The 26,421-nt window shown below is 37.1% G+C and carries 25 protein-coding genes; 12 read left to right on the forward strand and 13 right to left on the reverse strand.

The features are described 5' to 3' along the window. Positions 1-11: 11 nt before the first annotated feature. The gene (gene uvrB / locus KIM67_RS04045; RefSeq protein ID WP_213830079.1) at positions 12-2,000 is read left to right on the forward strand and encodes an excinuclease ABC subunit UvrB; all 1,989 of its coding nucleotides are present in this window, start codon (positions 12-14) and stop codon (positions 1,998-2,000) included. Between the two features lie 115 nt (positions 2,001-2,115). On the opposite strand, the gene KIM67_RS04050 is transcribed toward uvrB, so the two are convergent. The 5 genes from KIM67_RS04050 to KIM67_RS04070 form a co-directional block, all read right to left on the reverse strand. Beyond that, entirely contained in the window at positions 2,116-2,541 is a 426-nt protein-coding gene (locus tag KIM67_RS04050) for an Hsp20/alpha crystallin family protein (protein WP_213830080.1), read from the reverse strand. Between the two features lie 115 nt (positions 2,542-2,656). Next, a complete protein-coding gene (locus KIM67_RS04055; RefSeq protein ID WP_163418235.1) occupies positions 2,657-3,058 on the reverse strand; it encodes a TerB family tellurite resistance protein in 402 nt (133 codons plus the stop codon). A 117-nt stretch (positions 3,059-3,175) separates the two neighbouring features. Further along, a complete protein-coding gene (locus KIM67_RS04060; RefSeq protein ID WP_213830081.1) occupies positions 3,176-3,547 on the reverse strand; it encodes a hypothetical protein in 372 nt (123 codons plus the stop codon). 342 nt (positions 3,548-3,889) lie between these two features. Continuing rightward, positions 3,890-5,083 (reverse strand): ADP-forming succinate--CoA ligase subunit beta, encoded by a 1,194-nt coding sequence (sucC, locus tag KIM67_RS04065; protein WP_213830082.1) that lies wholly within the window; start codon positions 5,081-5,083, stop codon positions 3,890-3,892. Positions 5,084-5,225: 142 nt separating this feature from the next. After that, positions 5,226-5,864: an LON peptidase substrate-binding domain-containing protein gene (locus KIM67_RS04070; RefSeq protein ID WP_213830083.1), complete on the reverse strand. Its 639-nt coding sequence runs from the start codon at positions 5,862-5,864 to the stop codon at positions 5,226-5,228. Positions 5,865-6,028: 164 nt separating this feature from the next. Here KIM67_RS04070 and lysA point away from each other — a divergent pair, with 164 nt between their 5' ends. The 10 genes from lysA to KIM67_RS04120 all read left to right on the forward strand — a co-directional run bounded on the left by lysA (position 6,029) and on the right by KIM67_RS04120 (position 15,187). Continuing rightward, positions 6,029-7,267, forward strand: coding sequence for a diaminopimelate decarboxylase (lysA, locus tag KIM67_RS04075; protein WP_213830084.1), 1,239 nt, complete (start codon positions 6,029-6,031; stop codon positions 7,265-7,267). 463 nt (positions 7,268-7,730) lie between these two features. Further along, positions 7,731-8,681: an SDR family oxidoreductase gene (locus KIM67_RS04080; protein ID WP_213830085.1), complete on the forward strand. Its 951-nt coding sequence runs from the start codon at positions 7,731-7,733 to the stop codon at positions 8,679-8,681. A 9-nt stretch (positions 8,682-8,690) separates the two neighbouring features. Beyond that, on the forward strand, positions 8,691-9,602 hold the full coding sequence (locus tag KIM67_RS04085) for an AraC family transcriptional regulator (protein ID WP_213830086.1): 912 nt from the start codon (positions 8,691-8,693) through the stop codon (positions 9,600-9,602). Position 9,603: 1 nt separating this feature from the next. Beyond that, the gene (locus KIM67_RS04090; RefSeq protein WP_213830087.1) at positions 9,604-10,119 is read left to right on the forward strand and encodes a hypothetical protein; all 516 of its coding nucleotides are present in this window, start codon (positions 9,604-9,606) and stop codon (positions 10,117-10,119) included. A gap of 375 nt (positions 10,120-10,494) precedes the next feature. After that, complete coding sequence (locus KIM67_RS04095) at positions 10,495-10,977, forward strand: hypothetical protein (RefSeq protein WP_213830088.1); 483 nt, start codon at positions 10,495-10,497, stop codon at positions 10,975-10,977. Between the two features lie 12 nt (positions 10,978-10,989). After that, a complete protein-coding gene (locus KIM67_RS04100; RefSeq protein WP_213830089.1) occupies positions 10,990-11,508 on the forward strand; it encodes a cbb3-type cytochrome c oxidase subunit I in 519 nt (172 codons plus the stop codon). Positions 11,509-11,785: 277 nt separating this feature from the next. Next, complete coding sequence (locus KIM67_RS04105) at positions 11,786-12,529, forward strand: AraC family transcriptional regulator (RefSeq protein ID WP_250149139.1); 744 nt, start codon at positions 11,786-11,788, stop codon at positions 12,527-12,529. Positions 12,530-12,586: 57 nt separating this feature from the next. Continuing rightward, positions 12,587-13,660, forward strand: a complete 1,074-nt coding sequence (locus KIM67_RS04110; protein WP_213830090.1) for a family 16 glycoside hydrolase — start codon at positions 12,587-12,589, stop codon at positions 13,658-13,660. Between the two features lie 323 nt (positions 13,661-13,983). After that, positions 13,984-14,412: a hypothetical protein gene (locus tag KIM67_RS04115; RefSeq protein WP_213830091.1), complete on the forward strand. Its 429-nt coding sequence runs from the start codon at positions 13,984-13,986 to the stop codon at positions 14,410-14,412. A 250-nt stretch (positions 14,413-14,662) separates the two neighbouring features. After that, entirely contained in the window at positions 14,663-15,187 is a 525-nt protein-coding gene (locus tag KIM67_RS04120) for a DUF255 domain-containing protein (RefSeq protein ID WP_213830092.1), read from the forward strand. 12 nt (positions 15,188-15,199) lie between these two features. On the opposite strand, the gene KIM67_RS04125 is transcribed toward KIM67_RS04120, so the two are convergent. Continuing rightward, the gene (locus KIM67_RS04125) at positions 15,200-16,330 is read right to left on the reverse strand and encodes a DUF819 domain-containing protein (protein WP_250149140.1); all 1,131 of its coding nucleotides are present in this window, start codon (positions 16,328-16,330) and stop codon (positions 15,200-15,202) included. Positions 16,331-16,412: 82 nt separating this feature from the next. Further along, a complete protein-coding gene (gene guaB, locus KIM67_RS04130; RefSeq protein WP_213830093.1) occupies positions 16,413-17,885 on the reverse strand; it encodes an IMP dehydrogenase in 1,473 nt (490 codons plus the stop codon). Positions 17,886-18,025: 140 nt separating this feature from the next. Between guaB and KIM67_RS18755 the strand changes: the two genes are divergently transcribed. Continuing rightward, entirely contained in the window at positions 18,026-18,376 is a 351-nt protein-coding gene (locus KIM67_RS18755; protein ID WP_313788423.1) for a DUF6686 family protein, read from the forward strand. A 68-nt stretch (positions 18,377-18,444) separates the two neighbouring features. Here KIM67_RS18755 and KIM67_RS04135 read toward each other — a convergent pair whose 3' ends face one another. The 6 genes from KIM67_RS04135 to KIM67_RS04160 form a co-directional block, all read right to left on the reverse strand. Continuing rightward, positions 18,445-20,895: a TonB-dependent receptor gene (locus tag KIM67_RS04135; RefSeq protein ID WP_213830094.1), complete on the reverse strand. Its 2,451-nt coding sequence runs from the start codon at positions 20,893-20,895 to the stop codon at positions 18,445-18,447. After that, complete coding sequence (locus KIM67_RS04140; RefSeq protein WP_213830095.1) at positions 20,876-22,243, reverse strand: HTTM domain-containing protein; 1,368 nt, start codon at positions 22,241-22,243, stop codon at positions 20,876-20,878. The genes KIM67_RS04135 and KIM67_RS04140 overlap by 20 nt, the downstream gene beginning before the upstream one ends. Next, on the reverse strand, positions 22,244-23,380 hold the full coding sequence (locus KIM67_RS04145; RefSeq protein ID WP_213830096.1) for an imelysin family protein: 1,137 nt from the start codon (positions 23,378-23,380) through the stop codon (positions 22,244-22,246). Between the two features lie 119 nt (positions 23,381-23,499). Further along, positions 23,500-24,726, reverse strand: coding sequence for a DUF4856 domain-containing protein (locus KIM67_RS04150; RefSeq protein WP_371815660.1), 1,227 nt, complete (start codon positions 24,724-24,726; stop codon positions 23,500-23,502). A 138-nt stretch (positions 24,727-24,864) separates the two neighbouring features. Next, positions 24,865-25,728, reverse strand: a complete 864-nt coding sequence (locus KIM67_RS04155; protein WP_213830097.1) for a hydroxymethylglutaryl-CoA lyase — start codon at positions 25,726-25,728, stop codon at positions 24,865-24,867. A gap of 21 nt (positions 25,729-25,749) precedes the next feature. Then, on the reverse strand, positions 25,750-26,376 hold the full coding sequence (locus tag KIM67_RS04160) for a LysE family translocator (protein ID WP_213830098.1): 627 nt from the start codon (positions 26,374-26,376) through the stop codon (positions 25,750-25,752). Between the last annotated feature and the right edge of the window lie 45 nt (positions 26,377-26,421).

Consider the following 26,421-nt stretch of genomic DNA (forward strand, 5'->3'; position numbering starts at 1 on the left):
AATTTTAAAAAATGAAGTTTCAAGTAGTATCCGATTTTAGCCCAACTGGTGACCAACCCCAAGCCATAAAACAATTGGTAGATGGTATAAAAGAAAAAGAACCACACCAAACACTACTGGGTGTGACGGGTTCTGGTAAAACATTTACAGTAGCCAATGTGGTGGAAAAAGTACAGCGTCCCACACTTGTATTAGCACATAACAAAACACTCGCCGCCCAACTGTATTCCGAATTCAAACAGTTTTTTCCCAATAATGCCATTGAATACTTTGTATCCTATTACGATTATTACCAACCCGAAGCCTACATTCCAACCAGTGGATTGTATATTGAAAAAGATCTGTCCATTAATGAAGACATCGAAAAACTAAGGTTAAGTTCAACTTCATCTTTATTATCAGGTCGTAGAGATGTTTTGGTCGTGGCATCGGTATCTTGTTTGTATGGTATCGGAAATCCAATAGAATTTCAAAAAAATGTAATTTCAATTCACAGAGACCAAGTCATATCGAGAACCAAGTTCTTAAAACAATTGGTACAGAGCCTCTATTCAAGAACTACCGCCGATTTTAGAAATGGGAATTTCAGGGTCAAGGGAGACGTTGTGGATGTATTCCCCGGATATGCCGACCATGCATTCCGTATTCACTTTTTTGGAGATGAAATTGAGGAAATAGAGGCATTGGACCCGTTTAACAATAATGTCATAGAGGTCTATGATTCCCTGAATATTTACCCTGCTAACATGTTCGTTACCTCACCGGATATACTTCAAAACGCCATTCATCAAATTCAGGATGATTTGGTAAAACAGATAGATTACTTTAAAGAAGTCGGGAGGCCCCTTGAAGCAAAACGTTTGGAAGAGCGTACCAACTTTGATTTGGAAATGATACGCGAACTGGGTTACTGCTCAGGAATCGAAAACTATTCCAGGTATTTAGATGGCAGGGAGCCTGGTACGCGACCGTTCTGCCTGTTGGATTACTTTCCGGACGATTATCTAATGATCATTGATGAAAGTCACGTAACCATACCACAAGTACATGCCATGTACGGTGGTGACCGCTCAAGAAAAGAGAATCTTGTGGAGTACGGATTTCGGTTACCGGCAGCAATGGACAACAGACCACTCAAGTTTGAAGAATTCGAAGCATTACAAAATCAAGTAATCTATGTGAGTGCCACGCCTGCGGACTATGAATTACAGCTAAGCCAAGGGGTTTACGTAGAACAGGTAATCAGGCCAACGGGTTTATTGGATCCCATTATCGAAGTACGGCCAAGCTTAAACCAAATTGATAATCTCGTAGAGGAAATTCAGCAACGGGTAGAGAAAGATGAGCGAACTTTGGTAACGACCCTGACCAAACGAATGGCGGAGGAACTAGCAAAATATTTGACGCGAATCGATGTACGTTGTCGCTATATCCATAGTGATGTGGATACGCTTGAACGTGTAGAGATCATGCAAGATTTGAGAAAAGGTATTTTTGATGTTTTGATTGGGGTCAACCTGTTACGGGAAGGTCTGGATTTACCAGAGGTTTCACTTGTAGCTATCCTAGATGCGGACAAAGAAGGTTTTTTACGGAGCAATCGCTCCTTGACCCAAACCGTGGGACGTGCTGCCCGTAACTTAAATGGAAAAGCTATCATGTATGCCGACACCATAACAGAAAGTATGAAGAAAACAATAGATGAGACGAACTATCGTAGAGAGAAACAAATGACCTACAACAAAGACAACAATCTTGTTCCCAAAGCTTTAAATAAGAGTCTGGACAGTGCTTTGGCCAAAAATTCAGTTTCCACCTATCATTTTCATAAAGAAGAGTTACGCGCTGCGGAACCAGAATTGGAATATCTTACTCCAGACCAAAAAGAGAAGATGGTTCGTGAAAAACGCAAAGCCATGGAAAAAGCGGCCAAAGAACTCAATTTTATGGAGGCCGCAAAGCTTAGGGACGAGATAAAGGTTTTACAAGAGAGTGAATAAAAAAGAAAGCGCGCTCACAACACTATGAATGTGCAGAAACGCGCTTCCAAACTAACTAACCAACTAAACCAATCATCATGAAACACCTAAATGGTGCGTTCTTCTTCTTTTGTAATTATCCTATAGAAATCAATCTTTTAGGCCTTGGTAATGCCTCTTCTTTTTTAGGAAGTGTCAATTTTAAAATTCCATCTTCGTAGTTGGCATCAATTTTATTGCCATCTACTGTTTCTGGTAAAGTGAAGGCTCTTTTAAAGGAAGAAAAAGAAAATTCCTTCCTTGTGTAATTATCGTTTGTTTCTTCGTTTTCGGACTTTGTCTCGCTCGAAATTGTCAAAACATCATTATCGACCTCTACCTTAAAATCTTCTTTTTTGAAACCGGGAACAGCCAGTTCCAATTCAAATGCTTCCGTGTTGTCCTTAATATTTACTGAAGGAACAAAGTTTTTTTGGTTCTCAATTCCTCCAAACCAATCTGGTCCAAAAACATCGTTCATTAATGATGGGAAAAACACGTTATTTCTTTTTACTATACTCATGGTGATACATTTTATATTAAACATTAAAATCACCTAACCATAGTCAAATCCCATACCACTACAATAAATATGTCATTTTGACATTTTATTAACAAATTATAATGTCAAAATGGCATTAATTGTAATGTGCCTTGAAAATATTGATGAGTACGTCTACTGGAATAATGTTATCGGGATACTTGTGCATTACCTCCAAAACCTGCCCAATGGCAGATGGTGGCAGTCCCATCGCGAGCCCTATGTTATGAAGTGTGCTGATTTCCTTGTCGTGCTGTTCTTTATCCACATTCATGAGCAGCAACAACCTATGGAACTGCACGATTCGCTCAGCTTGTGTTTTAAGAACAACTTTTGGCGATTTTTTTTTGAGAAGTTTATTGAACGTTTCCTTGTCTACTCCCAAATTGGAAGCAACACCAAGTAAAAATTGATATTCTGATTGTTTCAGCGAATAATCTACCCTTGCAAAGGCAATCATCTCAGAAAGAATACTCAATTTCTCTTTATACGTTCCCATTATTTTGGAGTTGACATGTAATGCTAAGTACATAACTCCAAAACACCTGACTTTAGTGTATAAAAAAATCCCGGAAGTCTCCGGGATTTCTCAACTAATTCAAATACTACCAGCTAATTAGGTTGTAATCTTTACAGGAATCGTATATATTTTTCCCTCAATTACGTTTCCAACCGTTACTTTTTTATAGTTCAACCGTCCCTTGACAAATCCCTCCAACATATCGTTTTCAGTATAGACGGACAACACTACAATTTCACCTTCCTTGTTAATGGTGAAACGTACTTTGGCGGCCATCAATTCATTTTCAGCTAACTGAAAAGAATTGTTTTTCAATAGCATCTGAATTTGTATTGAAAGATTCTCTGAAGGATCGATTGTATTGTCTCTGTTTGCAAGAATATTTCCAGAGATACATAAACAAAAGATAACTAAAGCAATATGGGTTCTTTTGATGATATTTTTTTGATTTCTATTCAATGATTTCATATAAATCTGTTTTACAGCTATTTATTCAAAATTTGAAGAACGTTTCTTTGCAAAGACATGGCAAAATTAAGTTCTATTTTCAGAAAAACTTTACACAAAAACTTGATTTAACCCATGCTTAAATTCAATAACACTTACCTAATATTGGAGCTTTTTTTAGCTAAGAACCGTATGCTAAGAATCTTTCATTGGAACCTTCCAAAAGCAGAAAAACTTGTTATGCAATTAGAAAGATTACTGAAGATTTATGAAACCTGAGCCTAAACTTTTAGCGATACAAAAAAAGGGCAACGTTAACTAAACGTTGCCCTAAGTATTATCGGGATTGTGTGAGGTAGACTTCTAACCCAGCACTTCTTTGACTTTATCCGCAGCTTCTTGAAATTGAACAGCTGAATGTACCGCTAATCCAGAATTATCGATAATCTCTTTTGCCAGTTCTGCATTGGTACCCTGTAATCGAACTATGATAGGCACTTTAATGGCATCTCCCATATTTTTATAGGCATCTACCACCCCTTGCGCAACTCTATCACAACGGACGATTCCCCCAAAAATATTGATAAGTATCGCTTTTACGTTGGGGTCTTTCAAAATGATTCGGAAAGCTTCTTCCACCCTTTTGGCATCTGCCGTACCACCTACATCCAAAAAGTTGGCCGGTTCACCACCTGCCATCTTGATCAAATCCATAGTTGCCATGGCAAGTCCGGCACCGTTGACCATACAGCCTACATTACCGTCCAAATCCACGTAATTCAATCCTACTTCGCGCGCCTCGACTTCAATTGGGTTTTCTTCACGCAAATCCCGCATTTCGGCATAAGCCTTTCTTCGATATAAAGAATTATCATCAATAGAAACCTTGGCATCCACAGCCATTATTTTATCATCAGAAGTTTTTAAGACCGGATTTATCTCGAACATACTGGAATCACTTTCCACATATGCCCTGTAAAGTGATGAAACAAACTTTGTCATTTCTTTGAAAGCGGTTCCTGAAAGTCCAAGATTAAAGGCAATCTTTCTTGCTTGGAATGGAAGTAATCCCGTAGCTGGATCAATCTCTTCGGTAAATATCAAATGAGGTGTCTTTTCAGCAACTTCTTCAATATCCATACCCCCTTCGGTCGAGTACATTACCATGTTTCTTCCAGTTCCCCTGTTCAATAGAACGGACATGTAAAATTCGCTCGTTTCGCTATCTCCCGGGTAGTAAACATCTTCAGCAATAAGCACTTGGTGCACTTTTTTTCCTTCTGCGGAGGTCTGTGGCGTAATAAGGTTCATACCTATAATGTTTCCCGCAATCTCTTCTACTTCTTTCAAGTTTTTTGCCAACTTAACACCACCGCCTTTACCACGGCCACCAGCGTGAACCTGGGCCTTTACTACATGCCATCCCGTTCCTGTTTCTTGTGTAAGCTGCTTGGCTGCATCCACTGCTTGTTTGGCATTACGTGCAACTATTCCGCGTTGGATTCTAACTCCAAAACTTGCTAAAATTTCTTTACCTTGATATTCGTGAAGATTCATCTATACTTTACTTTTGTTCGTACTACAAAAATAGAAAACGACATTGACAAATTGAAGGGGAAAAAGGAATAAATGATGGCTAAATTGATACTATGGATGTTTTGATTTTTTTGTTCATCGAAAAGTGTGCAAAGAGAGGTGATCAAATCTTAAAGTCAGTAAAATCCAACGGGTCAAAATTTTTAAAATGTCCGTTCATTTCTATGATTCCTTTGGTACGTTTAACTTCATTCAATACCGAAGTCGTATTCTCCAAATGGGTTTTGATAAAATACAGTCTATCGGTCTCATTCGAAATTTGCAACAGCTCGTATTCCTGTTCAAAGGAAAGTCCCATTTTGTGTGCAAGCGAATAACTATTGAACTGTTTTGGGGATGTTTTGGTAAAGGGTACATCCATTAAACCGTACAATTCTTCCACACGCTCCAATACTTCTTTTCTAAGTTCTTCGCTGGCGTCATTTTCCATATCCAAAAATTGTACATCTCCTCCGGCATAGGGCTTTCCCTCAATTTGATTTTCGAATGAAAGCACCTTAAAGACCTGCCGGGCAATACAAACTACATCCATTTCACCGCTCTCATAGGTGGTAACCACTTCTACCAACTGCACCTCGGTACCGTAGGAAATGGTATTATTGATAAAGACAGGAATGCCAAAAGTCACTGCTTCTTTCCTGCAATCCAGAATCAATTGCTTGTACCTTTCTTCAAAAATATGTAACGGTACGGTTTCTCCCGGAAAGAAAACTGACTGCAATGGGAATAGGGGTAATTTCATCCTAATAATTTGCCCTAAATTTACAATGACAAGTTTAAAAGGGCAAACACCTTTACGCAATAATTGTTATTTTTAAAACAAATTGTTATATATTTACTTTTTCTTAAAATAATCTTGTGCAACTAGTCTGCAACCTTTAGATTTGTCACAAATAACGTTAGCTTATGAACTCCCAAGATTTACTGAACATTACAAAGGAATTTGGAGCTCCCCTGTATGTTTATGATGCTGAAAAAATAGCCTCTCAATTTCAACGTTTAACAAATGCTTTCAAGGGTGTTGGAAACCTTAGGCTCAATTATGCTGCAAAAGCACTTTCCAATGTTTCCATTCTCCGTTTAATGAATCATTTGGGGAGCGGTCTGGACACCGTTTCCATTCAAGAGGTAAAGCTGGGTCTTATGGCAGGGTTTCAGCCTGAGTCCATTATTTACACACCAAACGGTGTTTCCTTGGAAGAAATTGAAGAAGCTGCGGCATTAGGCGTTCAAATCAATATAGATAACCTATCGGTTCTGGAACAATTTGGGAGCAAACATCCAAACGTACCGGTATGTATTCGTATAAATCCACATGTGATGGCAGGGGGCAACTCCAATATTTCTGTGGGCCATATCGATTCTAAGTTTGGAATCAGTATTCACCAGATTCCACATTTGTTACGTATCGTGGACCTTACCCAAATGAACATCAATGGTATCCACATGCATACCGGTAGCGATATTCTGGATATCGATGTTTTTCTATATGCTTCTGAGATTTTGTTCGAAACGGCCAAAAACTTTAGGGATTTGGATTTTATAGACTTTGGCAGTGGGTTTAAGGTACCCTACAAAACCGGAGATATAGAGACCAATGTTGAGGAATTGGGGAAAAAGCTCACCAGTCGCTTCAATAAGTTCTGTAAGGAGTATGGCAAGGAACTGACCCTGGCCTTTGAACCGGGGAAGTTTTTGGTAAGCGAAGCAGGTTACTTTTTGGCAAAGGTGAACGTGGTCAAACAAACAACTTCCACAGTTTTTGCAAGTATCGATTCTGGATTTAATCACTTGATAAGACCTATGCTCTATGGGTCCTCGCATGAAATCATCAATATATCCAATACCAACGGAAGGGAACGTTATTACTCTGTAGTTGGCTACATTTGCGAGACGGATACGTTTGGCAGCAACCGCAGGATCAACGAAATTTCTGAAGGGGATATTTTGTGTTTTAAGAATGCTGGCGCCTACTGTTTTACCATGGCGAGCAATTACAATTCCAGATTTAGGCCGGCAGAGGTACTTTGGCACAACGGAAAAGCCCATTTAATCAGAAAACAGGAAACATTTGATGATATTCTTAGGAACCAAGTGGATGTAAAAGAACTGTTCGGATCTCCTGAAAAGGCAGTAGCTGAATAGCAAGTACAACTATCCTTCTTAGTAGTTTTTTGATATACCGACATAGCTACAAAACGAGCAACATACTATATGCCCGTGCACACATATATTATTCAAGGCTTTAATAAAAAGTGTTCAACCGTTCCTAGATTATTCACATCACCCTCAATGCATTAAATTTATGCTGTGATTTTTTGAGAGGTGTCCATAACGAAACTATAATAGGTTATTAAAACAATACCCAAAGGTGTTACATAACCAACATTTCGTTTTGGATATGCTTACTTTTATAGTAAAGTGTATATATCCAACCGTTGGTGGCAATGAGCAAAAGTATAGCCACCAACAACGTGTATAACACAAAGCCCGTAGTGCGTAAAAAGCCAACCAAAGAGTATACGATATTCGAAAATCTGTATAAGGAGTCAAATCTACTTCCACCCGACCTTTGTCTTATTCTTTTAATCTATAAAAAATAGACAAAATGAATACAAATCAATTTGGTAAAAAAGGTTGGACACCAGACAGCATTGGAAATCTAAATGGCAAAACATTCGTCATTACAGGTACTACAAGCGGAACAGGTTTTGAAGCAACAAAAATATTGCTTTCAAAAGGTGCAAAGGTGGTAATGCTTAATAGAAACCCAAAGAAAGTAGAAGACACCATTGCTTCATTGAAACAAGAATTGGGTAACGATATTGATGTTACTAACATTCAAATGGACTTATCCAAGCAAGCCTCTATAAAAAAAGCAGTTGCAGAAGTTTTAAAAATGGTTCCTCAAATTAATGCACTTATCTGTAACGCCGCAATTGCCCAAGTACCTAAACAAACGCTAACAGTAGACGGTTGGGAAAGTCAAATGGGAACGAACTACTATGGCAATTTTACGCTTCAAGCTTTACTATTTCCATTAATAGAAAAATCTAAAGGACGAATTGTAACTGTAGGAAGTATGGGATATGATATGGGAATTAAAACCATCAAATTTGACGATTTGAATTGGGATAAAGATTACACCCCTAACAATGCTTATAGTCAAAGTAAATTGGCACAGATTATGACTATTTATGAACTACAGGATAGATTGGCAGCAGTAGGTAAAACAGACGTTAAAGCATATGCTTGCCATCCTGGTTCTTCAAGAACCAACTTGATAAATACAAGTGGTAGTTTTATGATGAAATTCATCTTTAATCTCATGAAACTATCCCCATTAACACAATCGGCCGAAAAAGGTGCGTATCCCCAATTGATGTGTGCAACGGAGCCAAATCTTGACCAAAAGGGTTTTTACGGCCCAACAGGAACAAGCAATTGGGTAGGTCCAGTTGGAGCACACAAAATAGAGCCACACGCTAAAGATAAAGCTGTTGCTAAAAAACTATGGGAACTTTCGGAAAATGAGACAGGTGTAAAATGGAATATCTAAATTGGAAATATGAAACACTTTAAAAAATTGTCATCTTATTTAGATTATTTAGGACTGCCTCGACCAGAGCATCCAATGTTTAGTGTTTTTAACTCAAAAGGCGATGGTTATCTACCTTGTCCGCGAGAAAGTTCGCCACCAATTACCAATGATTGCTATTCCATTAGTTTTAAAAAATACGTAAAAGGTAATTTAAACTATGGGCGAACGAAATATGATTTCACCAATGGGGCTTTAATTTTCATTGCTCCAAGACAAGTTTTACAATGGGATAATAGCGTTGTTTTTGAGCAAAAAGGCTTTTCAATTAATTTCCACGAAGATTTTTTGAAAGGGACAGCATTAGCCCAACAAATAAAGAAATACGGTTTCTTTTCTTATTCAGTAAACGAAGCATTACATCTTTCACCTAAAGAAGAAAAGCAAATAGAATCGATAGTAGAAACGATTGAAATTGAATATCAAAATAATCAAGATGTCTATAGCAAAGAAATCATAATTTCTCAATTGGACACCCTGTTAAAATATGCCAATCGTTTTTATGAAAGACAGTTTTTAAACAGAAAAGAAATATCAAACGATTTGTTGGAACAATTTAATCAACATTTAACTGAATATTTTGAATCAGGTCAATTGCAAGAAAAAGGCATTCCAAGTATAGAACAAATCACAGATAAAATGTCCGTTTCGCAACGTTACTTAAGTGATACTCTAAAAAAAGAAACAGGTAAAACCACAACCGAACACTTACACTTACACCTGATTGATGAAGCAAAAAATATACTATTACAACCAAATAAGAGTATTTCAGAAGTGGCGTATGAATTAGGGTTTGAATATCCACCCTATTTTTCGAGATTATTCAAAAAGAAAGAAGGCATAAGTCCAACCGAGTATAGAGAAAAATATAAACTAAACTAAAATGGAATTATTAAAATTAGCCACAGAATGGGCAAAGTCTGAAGTATTTTCAACACGTTTCTTCATCTTCTTTGCCATTTTATTTTTAATCGCAAGTATTGGGTTTTGGCAGTTGGGAAAAACGGACTTAGCAAAGGCTTACATCATTCCAACCTTGGTAGCAGGTTTATTACTTATGACCATAGGACTTGGTTTATTTTACACCAACAAATCAAGAATTACCCAATTTAAAAAAGCGTTCAATAGCGATACACCAGCCTTTTTTCTGTCCGAAATTGAACGTTCCGAAAGCACATTAAAAGAATACACAGTCGTATTTAAGGCAATTCCAATTTTAATTATTGTAGCAGCATTACTAATTCTATTTATTAATACGCCAACTTGGAGAGCAGTTAGCATAACAACGATTGCGATGCTGATAGTTATCTTATTAGTTGACGGAACTGCCTATGCGAGAATTGAAGCCTACCGTAAAGAATTGAAATTGGTGCATATAGAAAATAAAATCATAAAATAACCACACACAACAAAGAATATAAAGCATAGCTAGTAAGTGCTAATTCGCAAGGTTCTTACTCTTGAGTAAGTTCGTCGGATCTATGATAGTGAACTGGAGCGAAAAGTAGAAGTTGTATTAGAAAAATGAAAATAAGAAAATGGTATATAACCACCGTATAAAAATGCATTGAAACGAATTTTACACTAAATGTTCAAGTTAATGCTGCGCTGCGCATCAACTCGAATGACGCAGGCGGCTACCCCAATCTGAACTGCACACAACGCAGCGCAAACCAAAACTGACCGCTTAGTACATTTCACTTCAAGCAAGATATTCCATACCTTGTTGCTGGAAAGCGGACCATTGCCATCCACGTCATTAGCATCAATAAAAATGGGAATTGAATTAGAAATATTCTATTTGTATAAAATCACATCTGATGAGAATAAAGAGACAAATGTTCTTATTAGATGTACTCGTGAGGAATTCCCTAATTATAGCCAGACTAAGGAAAATCAAGTCAATAAAGATGTTGAATCTAAGAAGGATGTTTTGTTAAAAAGCTTCATAATTCAAAATTTAGTAGCTAATAAAGAAAATACAAAAGTAGAATTTTTGGGTGAAATGCAAGTAAACACATTTGGAGACGAATTATATGAAATTGAAAATAAAGAATTGACCATATATGTTGCCGATACAGAGTATGGATTTCCTTGGATTACAATTGGGCAAGCAGATTCAAAAATGGATTTCACCAAAAAAATGAAAGATGATGAAATTTATGATTCCGAAATGGGAATATTAAGCCTTAATCCCAAAGTTGAAACACTTAGAAAGCTAAAAATAGAATTAATAACAGAAGCTAACACTGTGTAAAAATGCATTTTAATGCATTTTACTCAACCCGTTAGAGTTAATGCTCCGTTGCGTCCCGCCTCAACTCGAATAACACGGGCGGCTAACGCCACAAGTTGGATGAATAAACTAATTGAAAAACCACATCTGATTTTTTTACTGGCTATTCCAATAATACTATTGATTGGAATTTTGAGTGGAGATGCTGTATTGGACATCAATGTTCACGATACTTATTATGTAATTACTTATTTGCATTCTGCAATAATGATTTCTGCATTCTTTGGAATAATCGGAACTGGATATTGGATCATGCAAAAAGTGGGCAGAAAATTATCAAAATGGTTAAATTGGATTCACATTGGACTGACTTTTGGCGGAACTATAGTTGTCTGGATTTTAACCAAGCTTTATCGGACTGACATTATGGAATATGAATTCAATAATAATCTGACTTTAATTATTACTTCAATTGTTTTGCTAATGACCTTAGGGCAATTGATTTTTCCGATTAACATTATTTACGGACTGACAAAAAAGAAGAATGAATGAATTTGACTTTGCCGAATTAAACTATGACAAATCTGAATTTTAGGCCGTTCCTAAAAACAGGGAAGGCTTCAAAAAAGGTAAGAGCTTCACAAGAAGCTACTTAAAGTCAAAATTATTGTTAAACATAAAATCGGCATAATAAAACTACAATTTGCGAACATTTATTTTTGAAAAAAGAAAGTACGGATTCGAATTGCTGATGGATCTTCACAGATTTGAAGGAAACCCAAACGTTTTTTTCGATCCTGCACCTCACACAACCAATTTTTTTGAGATCATGGTTTTCGAAAGAGCCAATGGAACAATTGAATTGAACGGACATCTTTTGGAGGTTGCAGAAAATAGCTTTTTTTTTATCTGTCCCTTTCAAAAGAAAAGTTGTAAAATTTCGCTATCTGGGGTTAAAGGTTTTCATCTTGTTTTTCAAAATGACTTTTTATCTGATTTTTTTGATGATAAATTGTTCGCTTATCGGTTACAGTATTTTTATAATTACCAATACCCTCAATATTTGCAATTGGTCAATGAAGATTACAATGTTATACGATTTGCTTTAGATGAAATCATTGCGGAAATAAAAAATTATCAAAATGATAGCTCTCATATATTACGCTCACTTTTATATTTCTCCTTGTCAAAGTTGAATCGGCTGTATTCAAAATGTTACAATATTTCACCCAACATCCAATCAAATTCAATAATTTATAAGTTTAAAGAACTGCTCGAACTAAATATTCGAACATTACATTCTGTTACGGATTATTGTAATCTATTACATATAACACGGCATCAAATGAATGCTATGGTAAAAGAACATACCGGGCATACATCAAAAGAAATAATCAATAACAGACTACTGCAAGAGGTAAAAACAGAACTTCGTTATTCCGATAAAACGATTGCCGAAATAGCACATTCCTTAAAATTTAGCGAACCCAACAATTTGACACGGTTTTTTAGAAAGATGGAGGGTGTTAGTCCTTCCAAATACAAGGATAATTACCAAAATGATAGAAATTAGCAATCAACTGATAAGGTAGAGAAAGATAAACAAGCAGAAATTTGTAAATAAAAAGTCATGCAAAAATTTCTTTGTCCATTAATCACATTATTGAGTTTTCAACTGGCCATCGCTCAAAATTCCATCACAAAAATTGATATGGTCGCTTCTAAATGGGACATTCCAAAAGAAGCTTCATTTGAAAGATTTGACAACAGGGAAACACTAATTTTAAATGGTGGAAGAGCCACTGTTAAAAATCAAACCTTCACGAACGGGACTATTGAAGTAGATGTGTACGCCAACTCAACTAGAAGTTTTGCAGGCATCACCTTTAGGAAGCAAAACGACACTATGGAAGAAGTATATATGAGAATGCACAAATCCAGTCAGGTAGATGCTGTGCAATACACTCCAATCTTCAATAATGAATCAAACTGGCAATTATATAGAGAATATCAGGCACAGGTGATTTTTAAAAACAAAGGTTGGAACACCTTGCGAATCGATGTCAATAATCAAAGTGCAGAGGTTTTCGTAAATAATGAGAAAGTTATGACCGTAGATAATCTACGAACTGACCAAAGTAGTGGAGAAATTGGACTTTTTGCATTGTTTACCAATAGGTTTTCAAACTTTAGAATTACACCTAAAGATGCAGTAGAGCAACCTAAAAAAGATAGCAATATTCCTCTTGACGCTACACTTATTAAAAAATGGGATATCACAAAAGCACGTCCCTACAAAGTAGAAAAGCTAGATTTTAAAAGCTTTCTAGAGGAAGAATACCTTACAGTTGAAACCGAAACATCAGGACTTTTGCCTATTTCCAAATACATTAAAAAGTCAACTTCTGGCAATTTTGAACAGAATACGGAGGAATACATAGTTGCCTCTACAACTATTTATACCGATAATGACGAAACAAAACTGTTTTCGTTTGATTATAGTGACAAAATAATCGTGTATTTAAATGGTAAGATTCTTTTTGATGGCAATAACGCTTTTAGATCCAAAGGGATACAATACATGGGGCATATGGCCATTAATACCAACACATTGTACCTACCGCTCAAAAAAGGAGAAAACAAGATACATTGTATCGTTATAGATAAAGCCAACGGTTGGGGGTTAATGGCTAAACTGGAATAATACACTTTACAACTTCAGATGAGTTGGCACCCTATTTAAATGGAAAAGTAACGTATGCTTTTAGAATAACCTTATCTCTAAATCAGAGTAATGGAAAAAAATAGTATTAACTTAAACTACAAAATGCAAAACCACATATTTGAAGAAAAATAAAATCTGATTCTGATTACATAAAAACAATAGCGATTTGGATTTAAACTCGAACCGTTGTTGGTATTTTAAGTATATTATAGCCTATTTTTATTTACTACTATGCTTATTCTAAATCCTTTAAGAAAACAAGAAGAAGGCCTATCATGATGATTAGCAGTAATTCTAATTTTATGAAAAGAAGTACGATACTGCTATTAATAGCAATACTCTTTACATATGGAAATTTAATTGCACAAGAAGTAACGAAGAAACCGAAAATACAATTTGGAAAAGCCTTTAAAATATCGAGTACTGAAAGTTTGACCATTGGAAATCAAGATGAACATATGGCAATTCAACTAATAGATGTTATTGAAGAATGGGGATATGATGCACCTCCGGAAGATGAGAATCGCAATTATTTTTCTGATATAGAATATACCTTGAAAGTTGTAGCAAAAGATATTGAAAAAAGCATCAGTTTTTACAGTTCCGAAATTGAAAACAAAGCTAATCTCACTATTACCTTTGAGGGTTATAAAATCGGTATCTTATCTGATACCTACAACAATTCATCTGCATCAATCGAAATGGTAGTTACCAAAAATGAGGATAAATAAATTTAGATTAGCTGGATTCTCATAAAAAGAAGTTAAGCTTCTAAAGCATCTGAGCCTATAATGGTATTGCATGATTGCTTATTCTAATCATTTTATGAAAGTCCTCAGAGATTTTCTGCCTAAATGAAGAATAATCCAATTTATATCAACCTAATATACATGTTAGCATATGTGCCCTAAATACTATTTTGGCACAATTTTCGTTAGTTTTGTACTGGTCGATGGACTAAACCTTATAAAATAAAAAACTATGCGCTCAATTTTTACCTACTTTACCCAAATTGGCTTACTTTTTTTTCTTTTAACAGGATTCCAATCCCAAGCACAAGATGTACAATGGGTATCTTGGGATGAGGCCGTAGCACTTACCAAAAACGAAGGGAATACCAAAAAGATTTTTATAGATGTTTACACGGATTGGTGCGGATGGTGCAAAAAAATGGATAAAGATACTTTTCAAAATCCAGAAGTAGCTGCCTACATGCAGAACAATTTTTATATGGTCAAGCTTGATGCAGAAGGCAAAGACCCAATTGAATATGAGGGTAAGACCTTTAAATATGTACCTTCTGGAAGAAGGGGCTATCATGAATTCGCCGCTGCGCTTCTACAAGGCAAAATGAGTTATCCCACGGTTGTATTTTTGGACGAAAATCTAAAAATGCTTTCCCCTGTACCAGGCTATCAAAAAGTCAAGCCCTTTTTGCAGATTGCCCGTTACTTTGGGGATAATATCTACAAGGACCAAGATTGGCAGACATATGCCGGAAAATAGAATACTGTAATTCTATAAGACTAATACCACCATAAATCCTAAGTAAGTTCCTAGGGCATTTCCCAACGTACCTACCAATATTGCAGGCAAGACAAGTTCTTTACGATTAAAGCTTTCTGCCAAAGCAATAGCAGAAGTACTTCCTCCCACATTCGCCTGACTCGCTATTGCAATCATGTCCCAATCCTTAAATACCATAAATCCAAAAAGGATAATGAACAATCCATGAACTACCACAGCCAATAAGGTAAATCCGAATAGGGTAAACCCAATTTCCTTGAGTGCTACGACCGCTCCAATTTCACAGTAAGCCCCAATAACCGCCAGAAATAAATAAACCAAATATAAACCCAGGGTTCGACTCCCCTTAAGTTTGGTAATGAATGAAAATTGTGCCAATATGATTCCTATTGTAGAAATGGTAATAATAGAGGGTATCTTAGGGAATACATGGGCTATAAGTTCAGATACCAGGAATGCCGTTAAACCTAAGACCAAAAGAATTCCCAAAGAATATAAATCCAGCGTATCCGAAGCAGTTTCATCTTTAGCGGAAGTAGGGGATCCAATTTTTTTGTCCTTAAAAAAACGTCGAAGCGCTACCGGTATGGCTATTGTCACTACTACCCAAATAGCAGTAACCACATTATCTACGGCAATGGTACCCGCATATAAACTCCCTTTTTCCTGAAAATTGTACGCCAAAGCAACTGCATTAAAATTTATGCTACCACCAGTATACGTTCCGGTAAGCATTCCCGCCAATACTTTTGCATCATCGCCTAAAATATCTTGTGGCGAAACTAAATACCATGAACAAACGATTCCAAACACAGTGGCCAATGAACCAATCAAAAAAAGAACTATCATTGGTGTCCCTGCTTTCTTTATGGCTGTTAAATTAGCTCCAAGCAGCAAAAAAAATATCGAGATCGGAGCCAAATAACTAAATATGGCACCATATAACGGAATGGAATTCGAGGCGGAGGGTATTAGCTTCAGGTTAGCAACAATGGCAGTAAAAACAATAACCAACAGCGCCGCACCCATGGGTTTGCCCCATTTGGTCCTGCCTGCATAAAATGATAAAATCACCATCAGGCATAAAACGGTCAATACATAAACTGGGTTGGCTAGACTCATCTTTAATTCTTAAAAGATAAGCAAAGTGAATTGATTTGTCCAGCTAAAAAACCAACATTTATAAATAGTCAATTATTAGTTGCTATCTACTGTAATTAGGACTCTCTTTGGTAATGGTTACATCATGTGGATGGCTTTCGTTAATACCGCTAAATGTAATCTTCACAAAACGCCCTGAATCTTTAAGCGTTTCAATATCCTTGGCACCGCAATAACCCATACCGGCACGCAGGCCACCGATAAATTGGTGCATACTTTCGTACAGATCTCCTTTATAGGGTACACGGCCAACGATACCTTCGGGAACCAACTTTTTGATATCGTCTTCAACATCTTGAAAATAGCGGTCCTTACTCCCTTCTTTCATAGCCTCAACAGAGCCCATTCCACGATACGATTTAAACTTACGTCCTTCGTAGATTATCGTTTCGCCCGGAGATTCTTTTGTACCTGCCAATAGTGATCCCAACATAACCGTATCCGCACCCGCAGCAATAGCTTTTGGAATATCTCCCGTATAGCGTATGCCCCCATCAGCAATTACAGGAACACCGGAACCTTTTATGGCAGCTGCAACCTCTAAAACTGCAGAGAATTGAGGAAATCCTACTCCAGCGACCACCCTAGTCGTGCAAATAGAACCAGGACCAATACCAACTTTGACTGCGTCTGCTCCTGCTTCTACAAGATATTTAGCAGCTTCACCTGTAGCTATATTTCCTACGATTACTTCCAGCTCAGGAAAAGACTTTTTTACCTCTTTTAGAATATTCACCACACCTTTGGTATGTCCATGTGCGGTATCAATAACTATAGCGTCAACACCGGCATTGACCAATGCCCCTGCCCTATCAACGGCATCTGGTGTAACTCCAATGGCAGCAGCTACACGCAAGCGACCGTATTGGTCTTTGTTTGCCATAGGTTTTTGGGTCAATTTGGTAATATCCCTAAACGTAATTAGTCCTACCAGCACGCACTTATCATTAACAACTGGGAGTTTCTCGATTTTGTTTTCTTGTAAAATTACTTCAGCATCAGAAAGCGAAGTACCCTCACCAACAGTTACCAGATTTTCTGAAGTCATCACTTCAGCAATGGGTCTATCATCATTCTTTTCAAATCGTAAATCCCTGTTGGTCACAATACCGATCAACTTTTTGTCTTCATCAACTATAGGGATTCCGCCAATGCTATGTTCTTTCATGTTGGCCTTTGCATCACGAACAACAGAATCTAGCGGAAGTGTAACAGGGTCGATGATCATACCGCTTTCGGCCCTTTTTACCTTTCTGACCTTAATTGCCTGATGTTCAATGGTCATATTTTTATGCAAGACGCCAATACCGCCTTCTTGAGCCATGGCAATTGCCATTTGCGACTCGGTCACCGTATCCATTGCAGCAGAAACAATAGGCACATTTATGGTAATGTTACGAGTGAATTTTGTTTGAATGTTGACTTCTCTTGGCAGTACTTCAGAATATCCAGGTACAAGCAGTACATCGTCGTACGTTAAACCTTCGCCAATAATCTTTTTTAGGTGGGCTTCCATTGCAATTACGAATTAATTGCGTGCAAAGATACCATATTTTAATACAAATAAGATGTTTAGGAAATCACATTGGTTTTTAATGTCATTTTATTTAGATTCATTATAAATAATAATTATATTTATGACATAATACTCCCATTATGTATCAATCTTTAGAAGTTTTAAGCCAAACTAAGAACGGATTATTTACTTTTTGTAATCACAGTAAACTTTTCCAGTTGGTCTTCAATAATTTATGTTTTGAATTTTATGAATGGGAACTTGAAAATTTTAAAAAATACATTTTCCAGTTAGATGTAACATATTGGGAAAAAAATTACATTCAATCCCTAAATCATCGAAAAATACCTATTTCGGTAGGAAACAAGTTTTTCACGATATTGGTAAACAAACAAGAACTGGACGAAATTAAGAACTTGTTGCATATTGAGTTTTCACCCATCAGGTTATTAAAGCACAAAGACATAAACTATCAATTCATAGAAAACTAATTCCTAAGTGTTCTCAGGAGTTAGTAGGTTTGGAAAGCGGCTATTGGATTCAGCCGCTTTCTTTTTTACTATAGTTTAATCTGAAGTGTTGTATAGAACGTTCTTGGATCTGCCGGAATAATTCCCGGACCCGGGTATCCTGTAGCTCTTCGCGTAAAATAGGATTCGTCAAGAAGGTTGTTAATACCTGTTTCTAACCTAAACTGTTTATAGGAATAGGAAAAAGATAGATCCATAATGCCATAAGCCGGTAATTCACCAATAATACCGGCACTTGGCGCAGTTGATTCAGTAAGCGGTGGTGAATTTTGCGGATCATTGAATTGTTTCGATAAATATGTGTACTGTAAAGAACCAAGAAAATTTTTATATCCAAATCGTACTCCAGAACGAAAATTTATCTCTGGTATATGTTCAACCTTTTTCCCTTCCACATTATTGATTCCCTCTGCTTGTTCTATATATTCTGAAGAAGTCAAGGCCAGGTTACCAAAAAGGTTCAATTGTATATCTTGCGAAACATCCAACAGTGTTTCTTTTACGTTCCAATCACCAAGTAGTTCCAAACCATAGATAACGGCTGTACCAGCATTATCCGTGAGGTTTCTAACTCTATTTTGGTCGTCCACCAATGGAATGGTTCTAGAAATACGATTATCATAATACAACAAAAAACTACTAATATCATAAGACAAGAATTCCTTAAACCTACCTCTTGCTCCAATATCGGCTGTAAAGCCCTCTTCATCTTCTAAATCTTCACTAATCACCTGCGATGGATTTATCACCCTTAAATCATTAAAGGTCACTGAACGATAATTTTGGGATATGTTGCCGTAAAACTCAACACTCTTATTTAATTTATAGGAGGCGCCTAGACCCAATAAGACAAAAGAACGTTCTAAGTCACGATCTTCTTCGGTTACGCGAGTTTCTAGAACATTATCGGCCAAATCGGTAAATATCGTAGTAAAATTGCCAATGGCAGATGTTTTTATGTATTCAAAACGAAAACCGGGGGTAATAGAAAAACGGTCACTTAAATTAATGATATTCTCCCCAAAAACGGCCAAGTTCAAATTAGGGAAATTATATGTGGACTTTCTTGGAAAGGCAGGGAACTCTTCATCCACAAAATTGAAATCCGGGCCTGTAGTTGCAGGGCCAGCTCCTTGACGTTGTTTATTAAATGCTTGATAATACTTTGACCCTATCAAAAAAATAGCATCTTTTTGACCAATTTTATAACGTGAAAGCAAACGCGCCTCAGCACCCCAATTCTGAAAATCATCTACCAACAATTCTCGTACACCCCCATCATCAATAATATCTACTCTATTTTCACGAAATCCCAATGCTTTCCGTGAAGCATCCAATGCAAATAGATTAAGGCTAAAATCTGTTGCAGGTGAGAAGCTGTGATCTAAACGCAAAGAGCCTAATTTCCAATCAATATCGAACCAATTGCGTTCACGGTTGCTAAAAGTAGGATCTTCATTGAACTGCGCATCCGTCAATCCTCCCGGTTGTTGCGCCAAATAGTCTAGTATAGTGGCTTCGAAAGTAAGTTTTGTCTTTTCAGATATTTGATATCCGAAATGACCATGATAATTTCTAGCATTAAAATTTGAATTTGGTCGAAAGCCATCACCTTGCTTGTAATTAAAATAGTTATAATAGCTAAACTTACCCGAAGTACCGCTCAAACTATTAAAACTAGTGAACAAACCATTTGACCCAATAGTTTGTCTAGATATGAGCTCTACTTTTTTATTTGGATTGGGTTGCTTAAACTTAAAGTTAATCAACCCCCCAAATTGTGTTCCATACTGTAAAGATGCTGCTCCACGTACTACCTGTATTTCGCTTAAAGCTTCTACAGGTGGCGTATAATAACTTTCGGGGTACCCAAGTACATCGGCACTGATATCATAACCATTTTGACGCACATTAAAATTTGCAGTACGGTTGGGGTCCAAACCCCTCCCACCAATATTTAATTGAAGCCCTGCATCACCATTGTCATAAATATTAAGACCTACGACTTGACCATAAATCTGACGTGCATTGTTTGCTGCTAAATTGCCTGTGATCAGATCAATTGCCACTACTTCTGTTTTCTTACCTGCGTAAATGGCGGTACCTTCAACTTTTCTAAGGTTTCGTAATGCAAATACTTTTTCCCGTTCCCTGGTCAAGATCACTTCGGATAGTTTTTCCCCTATCGATTCAAGAGAAATAACCAAATCTTGATTTGATGTATTTATAGTTTGTTCATAAACCTTGAAACCATAGGCAAAGACAACCAAGCTATAGCTACCTTCAGAAAGATTATCAAAATAAAAATTTCCCGTTGCCGATGTGGTCGTTAACAATTCCAGTTCCTTCAAATAAACTTCCGCTTCAGATATAGGCTGATTGTCCGCATCCATTACCAAACCAGAAAAACTCGTTTGGGCCTGTACCAAAACAGAAAACAGCAATAAAAAAACCGTACTTTTAAATACCTTTGATCTCATCCTTAAATGGAAGTATCCATGTTTTATGTTTAAATGAATCATGTTCTTTGGTCAAATCTATTTCTGGGTCTATGAATGGCCGGCTCAACCTGCCGTTAAGTGCCACATAACTCTCCACGTAAACTTCAATATTTTTATGTCCTTGTGCTTCAAAATGATTTTTTAAGTAGTGGGCATATTCAACAATAAAATCTGGTTGAAAAGCCATTTGTTTTTCTTGAAAAGGGGTTAAGAAGTCAGTATTATCAACATAAAACCATTTCCCGTTTTCCTTATCAACTATCTTAAACTGGGCATAGCCCGATTTTTCCATCAACATTACCCGCCATGAAAAACGATATCCTTCTTCCGTCCAAAACAATTCTCCGGGATATAGAAGGCACCTCCAGGGAAAAGCAAGTTGGATTATAAAAAACATACTTATTACCATATACCGTAGCCGGTTTGAAAGACTGGTAGCGTATACTAAGGCTTTATTATTATCAAACTGGTTCTTAGTAATTTTCAACAATCGCGAAAGATAGTTCAATACGTTAGTATGAAACTTGACATCAAAAAAAATGAGTGCGGAAACAATCATGATATAGGGGAACATTCCAATGGGAAACAGTACCCGCGTTAATACGTGAAATACGACCACCAAGAAGAAAGCAAAATACCGTGTCTTGGAATACAGAAGAAGAAAGGGAATGACAAGATCATACACGGCACCGCCCCAACTAAAGGCATAATGCACCCACTCTTTACCCATAAGTTCCCCAATCAACGGAACATCAAATTTAGAGGGAAGCCATATCTTTAACGGCATTGCTTTTACCAACCAATCAGAATTCAGCTTTGCCAATCCCGCATAAAAGTAAACGATACCCAATACCAACTTTAAAGCATCCACAGTCCACTTGGGTATATATTGATAAGCGTTTTTAGGATTTTTTTTTGCATCCAGGGCATAATACACGTTTGCGGGCAAAAAAATCATTAGAAAAGATAGTGCACTAATGAAGTAATAATGATTGAGATACGTGGTCTTATCCATTAACTCGATGTACGTAAACGATAGGAAAAAAACCAAAATGGACAGTCGGTACTTATATCCCAACGCTACACCGATTGACGCAAGGGCACAAATAAGGAAAATTAAATACGTTGTATTGCCCAAAGGTTTCACCCACTCGAAACCATAATAGGAAAAGTGAAATTTTGGTTCCAAATACAATTTTTCAATCCAGCCGTTTGCCCAAAAACGAATGATGCTGATTAGCATCATGATACCAAAAAGAATACGAAAGACCGCCAAAGGGGCGGCCTCTACATTTATTTGTCTGTATTTGGAAAAGGAAATGGACATCTAATCGCCATCAGCATCAACGAAATCAATACTGATGCTCATTGCAGATACCATATCTACCTTAAAGAGCGGGACAGCTCGTTGGACCTCATCGTAAGCCATGTTCATATTGGTAGGGGTATCGTTGTTTTCGATTTCACTTCTAAAAGTATCCAAACCTGAAACGGCGGTACGCGTAGTATTCAATTGATTATTGATAAGTTCCGATAAATCATCGCCATCTTTTACAGAATTTAAGTCTTCAAGATACGAGGCCAGACTTTCACCAGTTGCCGATGAATTAAAATGCTTTCCATTAAAGAAATCCTGCACCGCTGATAAACCCTCTAAAAAAAGTGTATTGCTTATATCAGCTTTGTAGAAGGCTTCTATAGTATTAGGAGCGGTTTCTCCTGTGAAAACCCCCAATGGAATTCCCATTTTTCCAGCTCTGAGAAATTTTTCGTAGTAAAAGATATAATCGTTCACAAAACGATCTACAGATGCAGTTGATGAAGAGCCATCATTTTCTACAAAAGTATCGCGGTAATCACCTTCCCATTGTCCGACAACATCATCTGTTAGGGATTTCATATCTGAAATCACATCATCCATGTACGACAAGGTACCATCTGCTTCTGTACCACTGGCCAATCTGTTGACCAGAGCAACATCATCAGTTTCCAATCCATTTAAAAGATAATCCAGAGCGGGAAAACCTTTTGCATCTCTATTTGATGGCAAGGAAAGATCATAAGCACCATTAGCGATATGAGATTCTATCAAATCGGCATCCGCAGGATAAGTATTCATATTCAAACGATATCCAACAGATTCTGCAGGACCAGTTTCAAATAAAGAGACTTGTTGCCATGCAGTGTAAGCATCCAACCATGCTTCCCTAAAAGCGGTTAAGTTATCAACACTTCTATCTGAAACGAAACTATCGTACGATTCTTCCAGAACAGTGAGTTTGGCAGAAAAAGATTGGTATGCCGGCACAATAATATTATCGGCCCAATTTACCAACATAGCACTTCTATCGAATGTAACGGGGACCTCATCGTCCACTGCAGTACCGTCACCATTATTGGAATCTGAAGAACATGCCCAAATAAGAAATGGAACTGCAAAAAGAAAATACCAATACTTTTTCATTTTTTGTTTTTATTTATTCTAAGTAAAAGGTTTCAAAAGTAATAAAAGGAATGGATTTTACCTTTGTAAAACCCATTCCTTTTACTTAAAAAAGTAAGATTACTACTTAAAAACAAATCTTACTCTGCTGCTTGTTCCAATGTGAAGTCAAATTCTGATGCAATAGCTTCAGAAATTTCGTCTAGAGTCGTAGTGGATACATCCCATAAACCATTGACTCCGTCGTCTAACAAATCAACAAGAAATGCATCTACTTCAGCTTTGGTGAAATAAGGTCCGTCAGTATTTGGTTTTCTTGTAAACTGCAGGCTATAGATAAACCCGTATCCTTCGGATAAATCGTGAAAAGCACCACCAAAATCAGGGTTTTCTTGATCAAGTAGATTTTTTGCCTGTTGCAAATAGTAAACCGCTCTGATTCCAATAACTTCTGAAATCAATCCTTTAATAATTTCGGCTTGTTCATCACGGGTTGTGTAATCTTTCGCAACAATAGCCGCTCTACCCAGTTTAAATGCTTGGTAAATATCATCTGCGATACCAGCAAAATCCGTATCATCTTCTACCCTACCGATATACTTATTCAAGAAATCATCGGCTCCCAGATCATCGTTTGGATTGGCTGGGTCCGCATTCAATCCATAAGCATAACCATAGGCTTCATCCCATTTGTGCTCCATGGTGGTATAGTTTTTTCCTTCTGCTACCGTGCCTTCGTCGTTTTCAGCTACGTTATTTCCTTCGTCCAAAATACCGGTACTCAAATAATTATTGAGCGCTTGGTCTACCATAAGTGCCCCAATCAATGATTTATTAAAAAGTTGATTCATCTCCAAGCCAAGTCCGGTTACATAACGAGTGGAGGTACCGTCCGCAATTTGACCCGCAACACCGGCTGAAGCTGCCGTATTCCAATTTGGAAAAACCTCATCGTCTTGATTGTTGATCCAAGATTCAAAGTCAGCTCTGATTAAAGCTTGGTCAGTGGTATTGGAAGAAAAATAATCAAATGAAGCTGCAGTTTTACTTCGAATACTCTTGTCAGAAGCATTCAACTCAGTATTCTCAAAATTCTCCTCACCTTCAATATGGGCGAACATAGCATTCAAAATCTCTTTACTACTGGTCTCATCCATAAATTCATCCAATAATTCCTCTCCCATTTGAATTCTGGTGGTTTGACCGCTAAAACTAACCGTGGATTCCCCGTTTCTTGTAAATGTATATGTTGCAGGGTTATCTATGGTTATTTCATCTGGATTTATATCATTTGAATCATCATCAGAACAGGAAACAAGCAATAGGCCGATAAAACAAAAAAAGAAAAATCTTTTTAAAAACATCATTTAGTTTATTTAGATTACTTAAAAATAATTTTGGTGGCAAATATATTCTTAGAAAATCAATGAGACAAATTTATTTAGACTTGATTTAAATAAATTTACTGTTGCTTTCTTTGAAGATAAGGAAGGACAAAATTAGTTTTAATGATAAGCGGAGAACAACTTCGTAGCCTTGTTATAGGCAGCCTCAAAAACCATCCAGTTTACACCAGAGTCTACTTTTTCTGTTGTAAAATAAGATAACATCTTTTCGGTTGGCATATTCCCTGTAAGTTCATCTTTTGCCATGGGACACCCCCCAAAACCTTGAATTGCACCATCAAAACGCCTACAGCCGGCCTTGTACGCCGCATCTACCTTTTCGTGCCATTTTGTAGGTGTTGTGTGCAGATGTGCCCCAAATTCAATATGCGGATATTTTGGAATCAAGTTTGAAAACAGGTATTGAATCACCTCTGGGGTAGAGCTTCCTATGGTATCCGAAAGCGATAGGATCTTTACGCCCATATCCGCTAACTTCTCTGTCCACTCTCCTACAATCTCAACATTCCACGGATCACCATACGGGTTTCCAAAACCCATGGAGATATACGTTACCACTTCCTTATCGTTAGCATGCGTCAAATCTAGAATACCTTTTAAAGTTTCTACGGACTGTGCTATGGTCTTATGCGTGTTACGCATCTGAAAATTTTCCGAAATCGAGAAAGGGTAGCCTAAGTAATCAATTTGTGAGTGTTGGCATGCATCACTCGCCCCTCTTACATTGGCAACAATGGCCAAAAGCTTACTTTTTGTTTTGGATAAGTCTAATTTTCCCAATACTTCTGCAGTATCTACCATCTGGGGTATTGCTTTTGGTGAAACAAAGCTTCCAAAATCCAACGTATCAAAACCACAGCCCAACAAAGATTGAATGTACGCTACTTTTTCATTGGTAGGAATGAAAGTTTTTATGCCTTGCATGGCATCTCTTGGACATTCTATAAGTTTGATTTTTGACATATACTGAATGTAAAATTACCATTATTTATCCGATAGGAATATGAAAATGGCAATTCCCACAAAGACAGCAATCTGCAACCATCTTAAGTAAACTCCCGCTCTAGGGCTTTTTGAAAGATAGGTTGCTATTGTTCCCCCTAAAACAGCGATAGTACCAAAAACAATAAATGCTGAAAGCATAAATAGTAATCCGAGCACGTAGAACTGAATCACGGTATGCATATTCTCACTGAATAGAAAACCTGGAAAAAATGCCAAAAAAAAGATGGTCACCTTTGGATTGAGGACATTCATTGTAAAACCTTTCTTGAATAACTTGAACAAGTCTGTTTTTGGAGTCCCCTTTTTGTTCAACAAAATAGATGAATCACTTTTATAAACGCTAACAGCTAAATACAATAGGTATATAGCTCCAAATAGCTTTATACCAAAAAAAAGTGCATCACTTCTTTTAATTATTTCGGAAACACCAAATGCCAGCAGGGTGGTATGTACCAAACACCCACTCACTAGCCCTGCAACCGTAACCAGTCCAGATTTTACACCATTTGATACACTTTGGGTCAGCACAAATATGTTATCCGGTCCCGGCGAAATGGCCAAAGCAAAAGATGCGGTCGTGAAAAGTATCAGCGTATCAAAACTCAAACGTACTGGGTTTATCCTAGAAAAATACAAAATAATGATAGTGCA

Source organism: Flagellimonas sp. 389 (assembly GCF_018449435.1).
In the GTDB taxonomy this organism is placed as follows: domain Bacteria; phylum Bacteroidota; class Bacteroidia; order Flavobacteriales; family Flavobacteriaceae; genus Flagellimonas.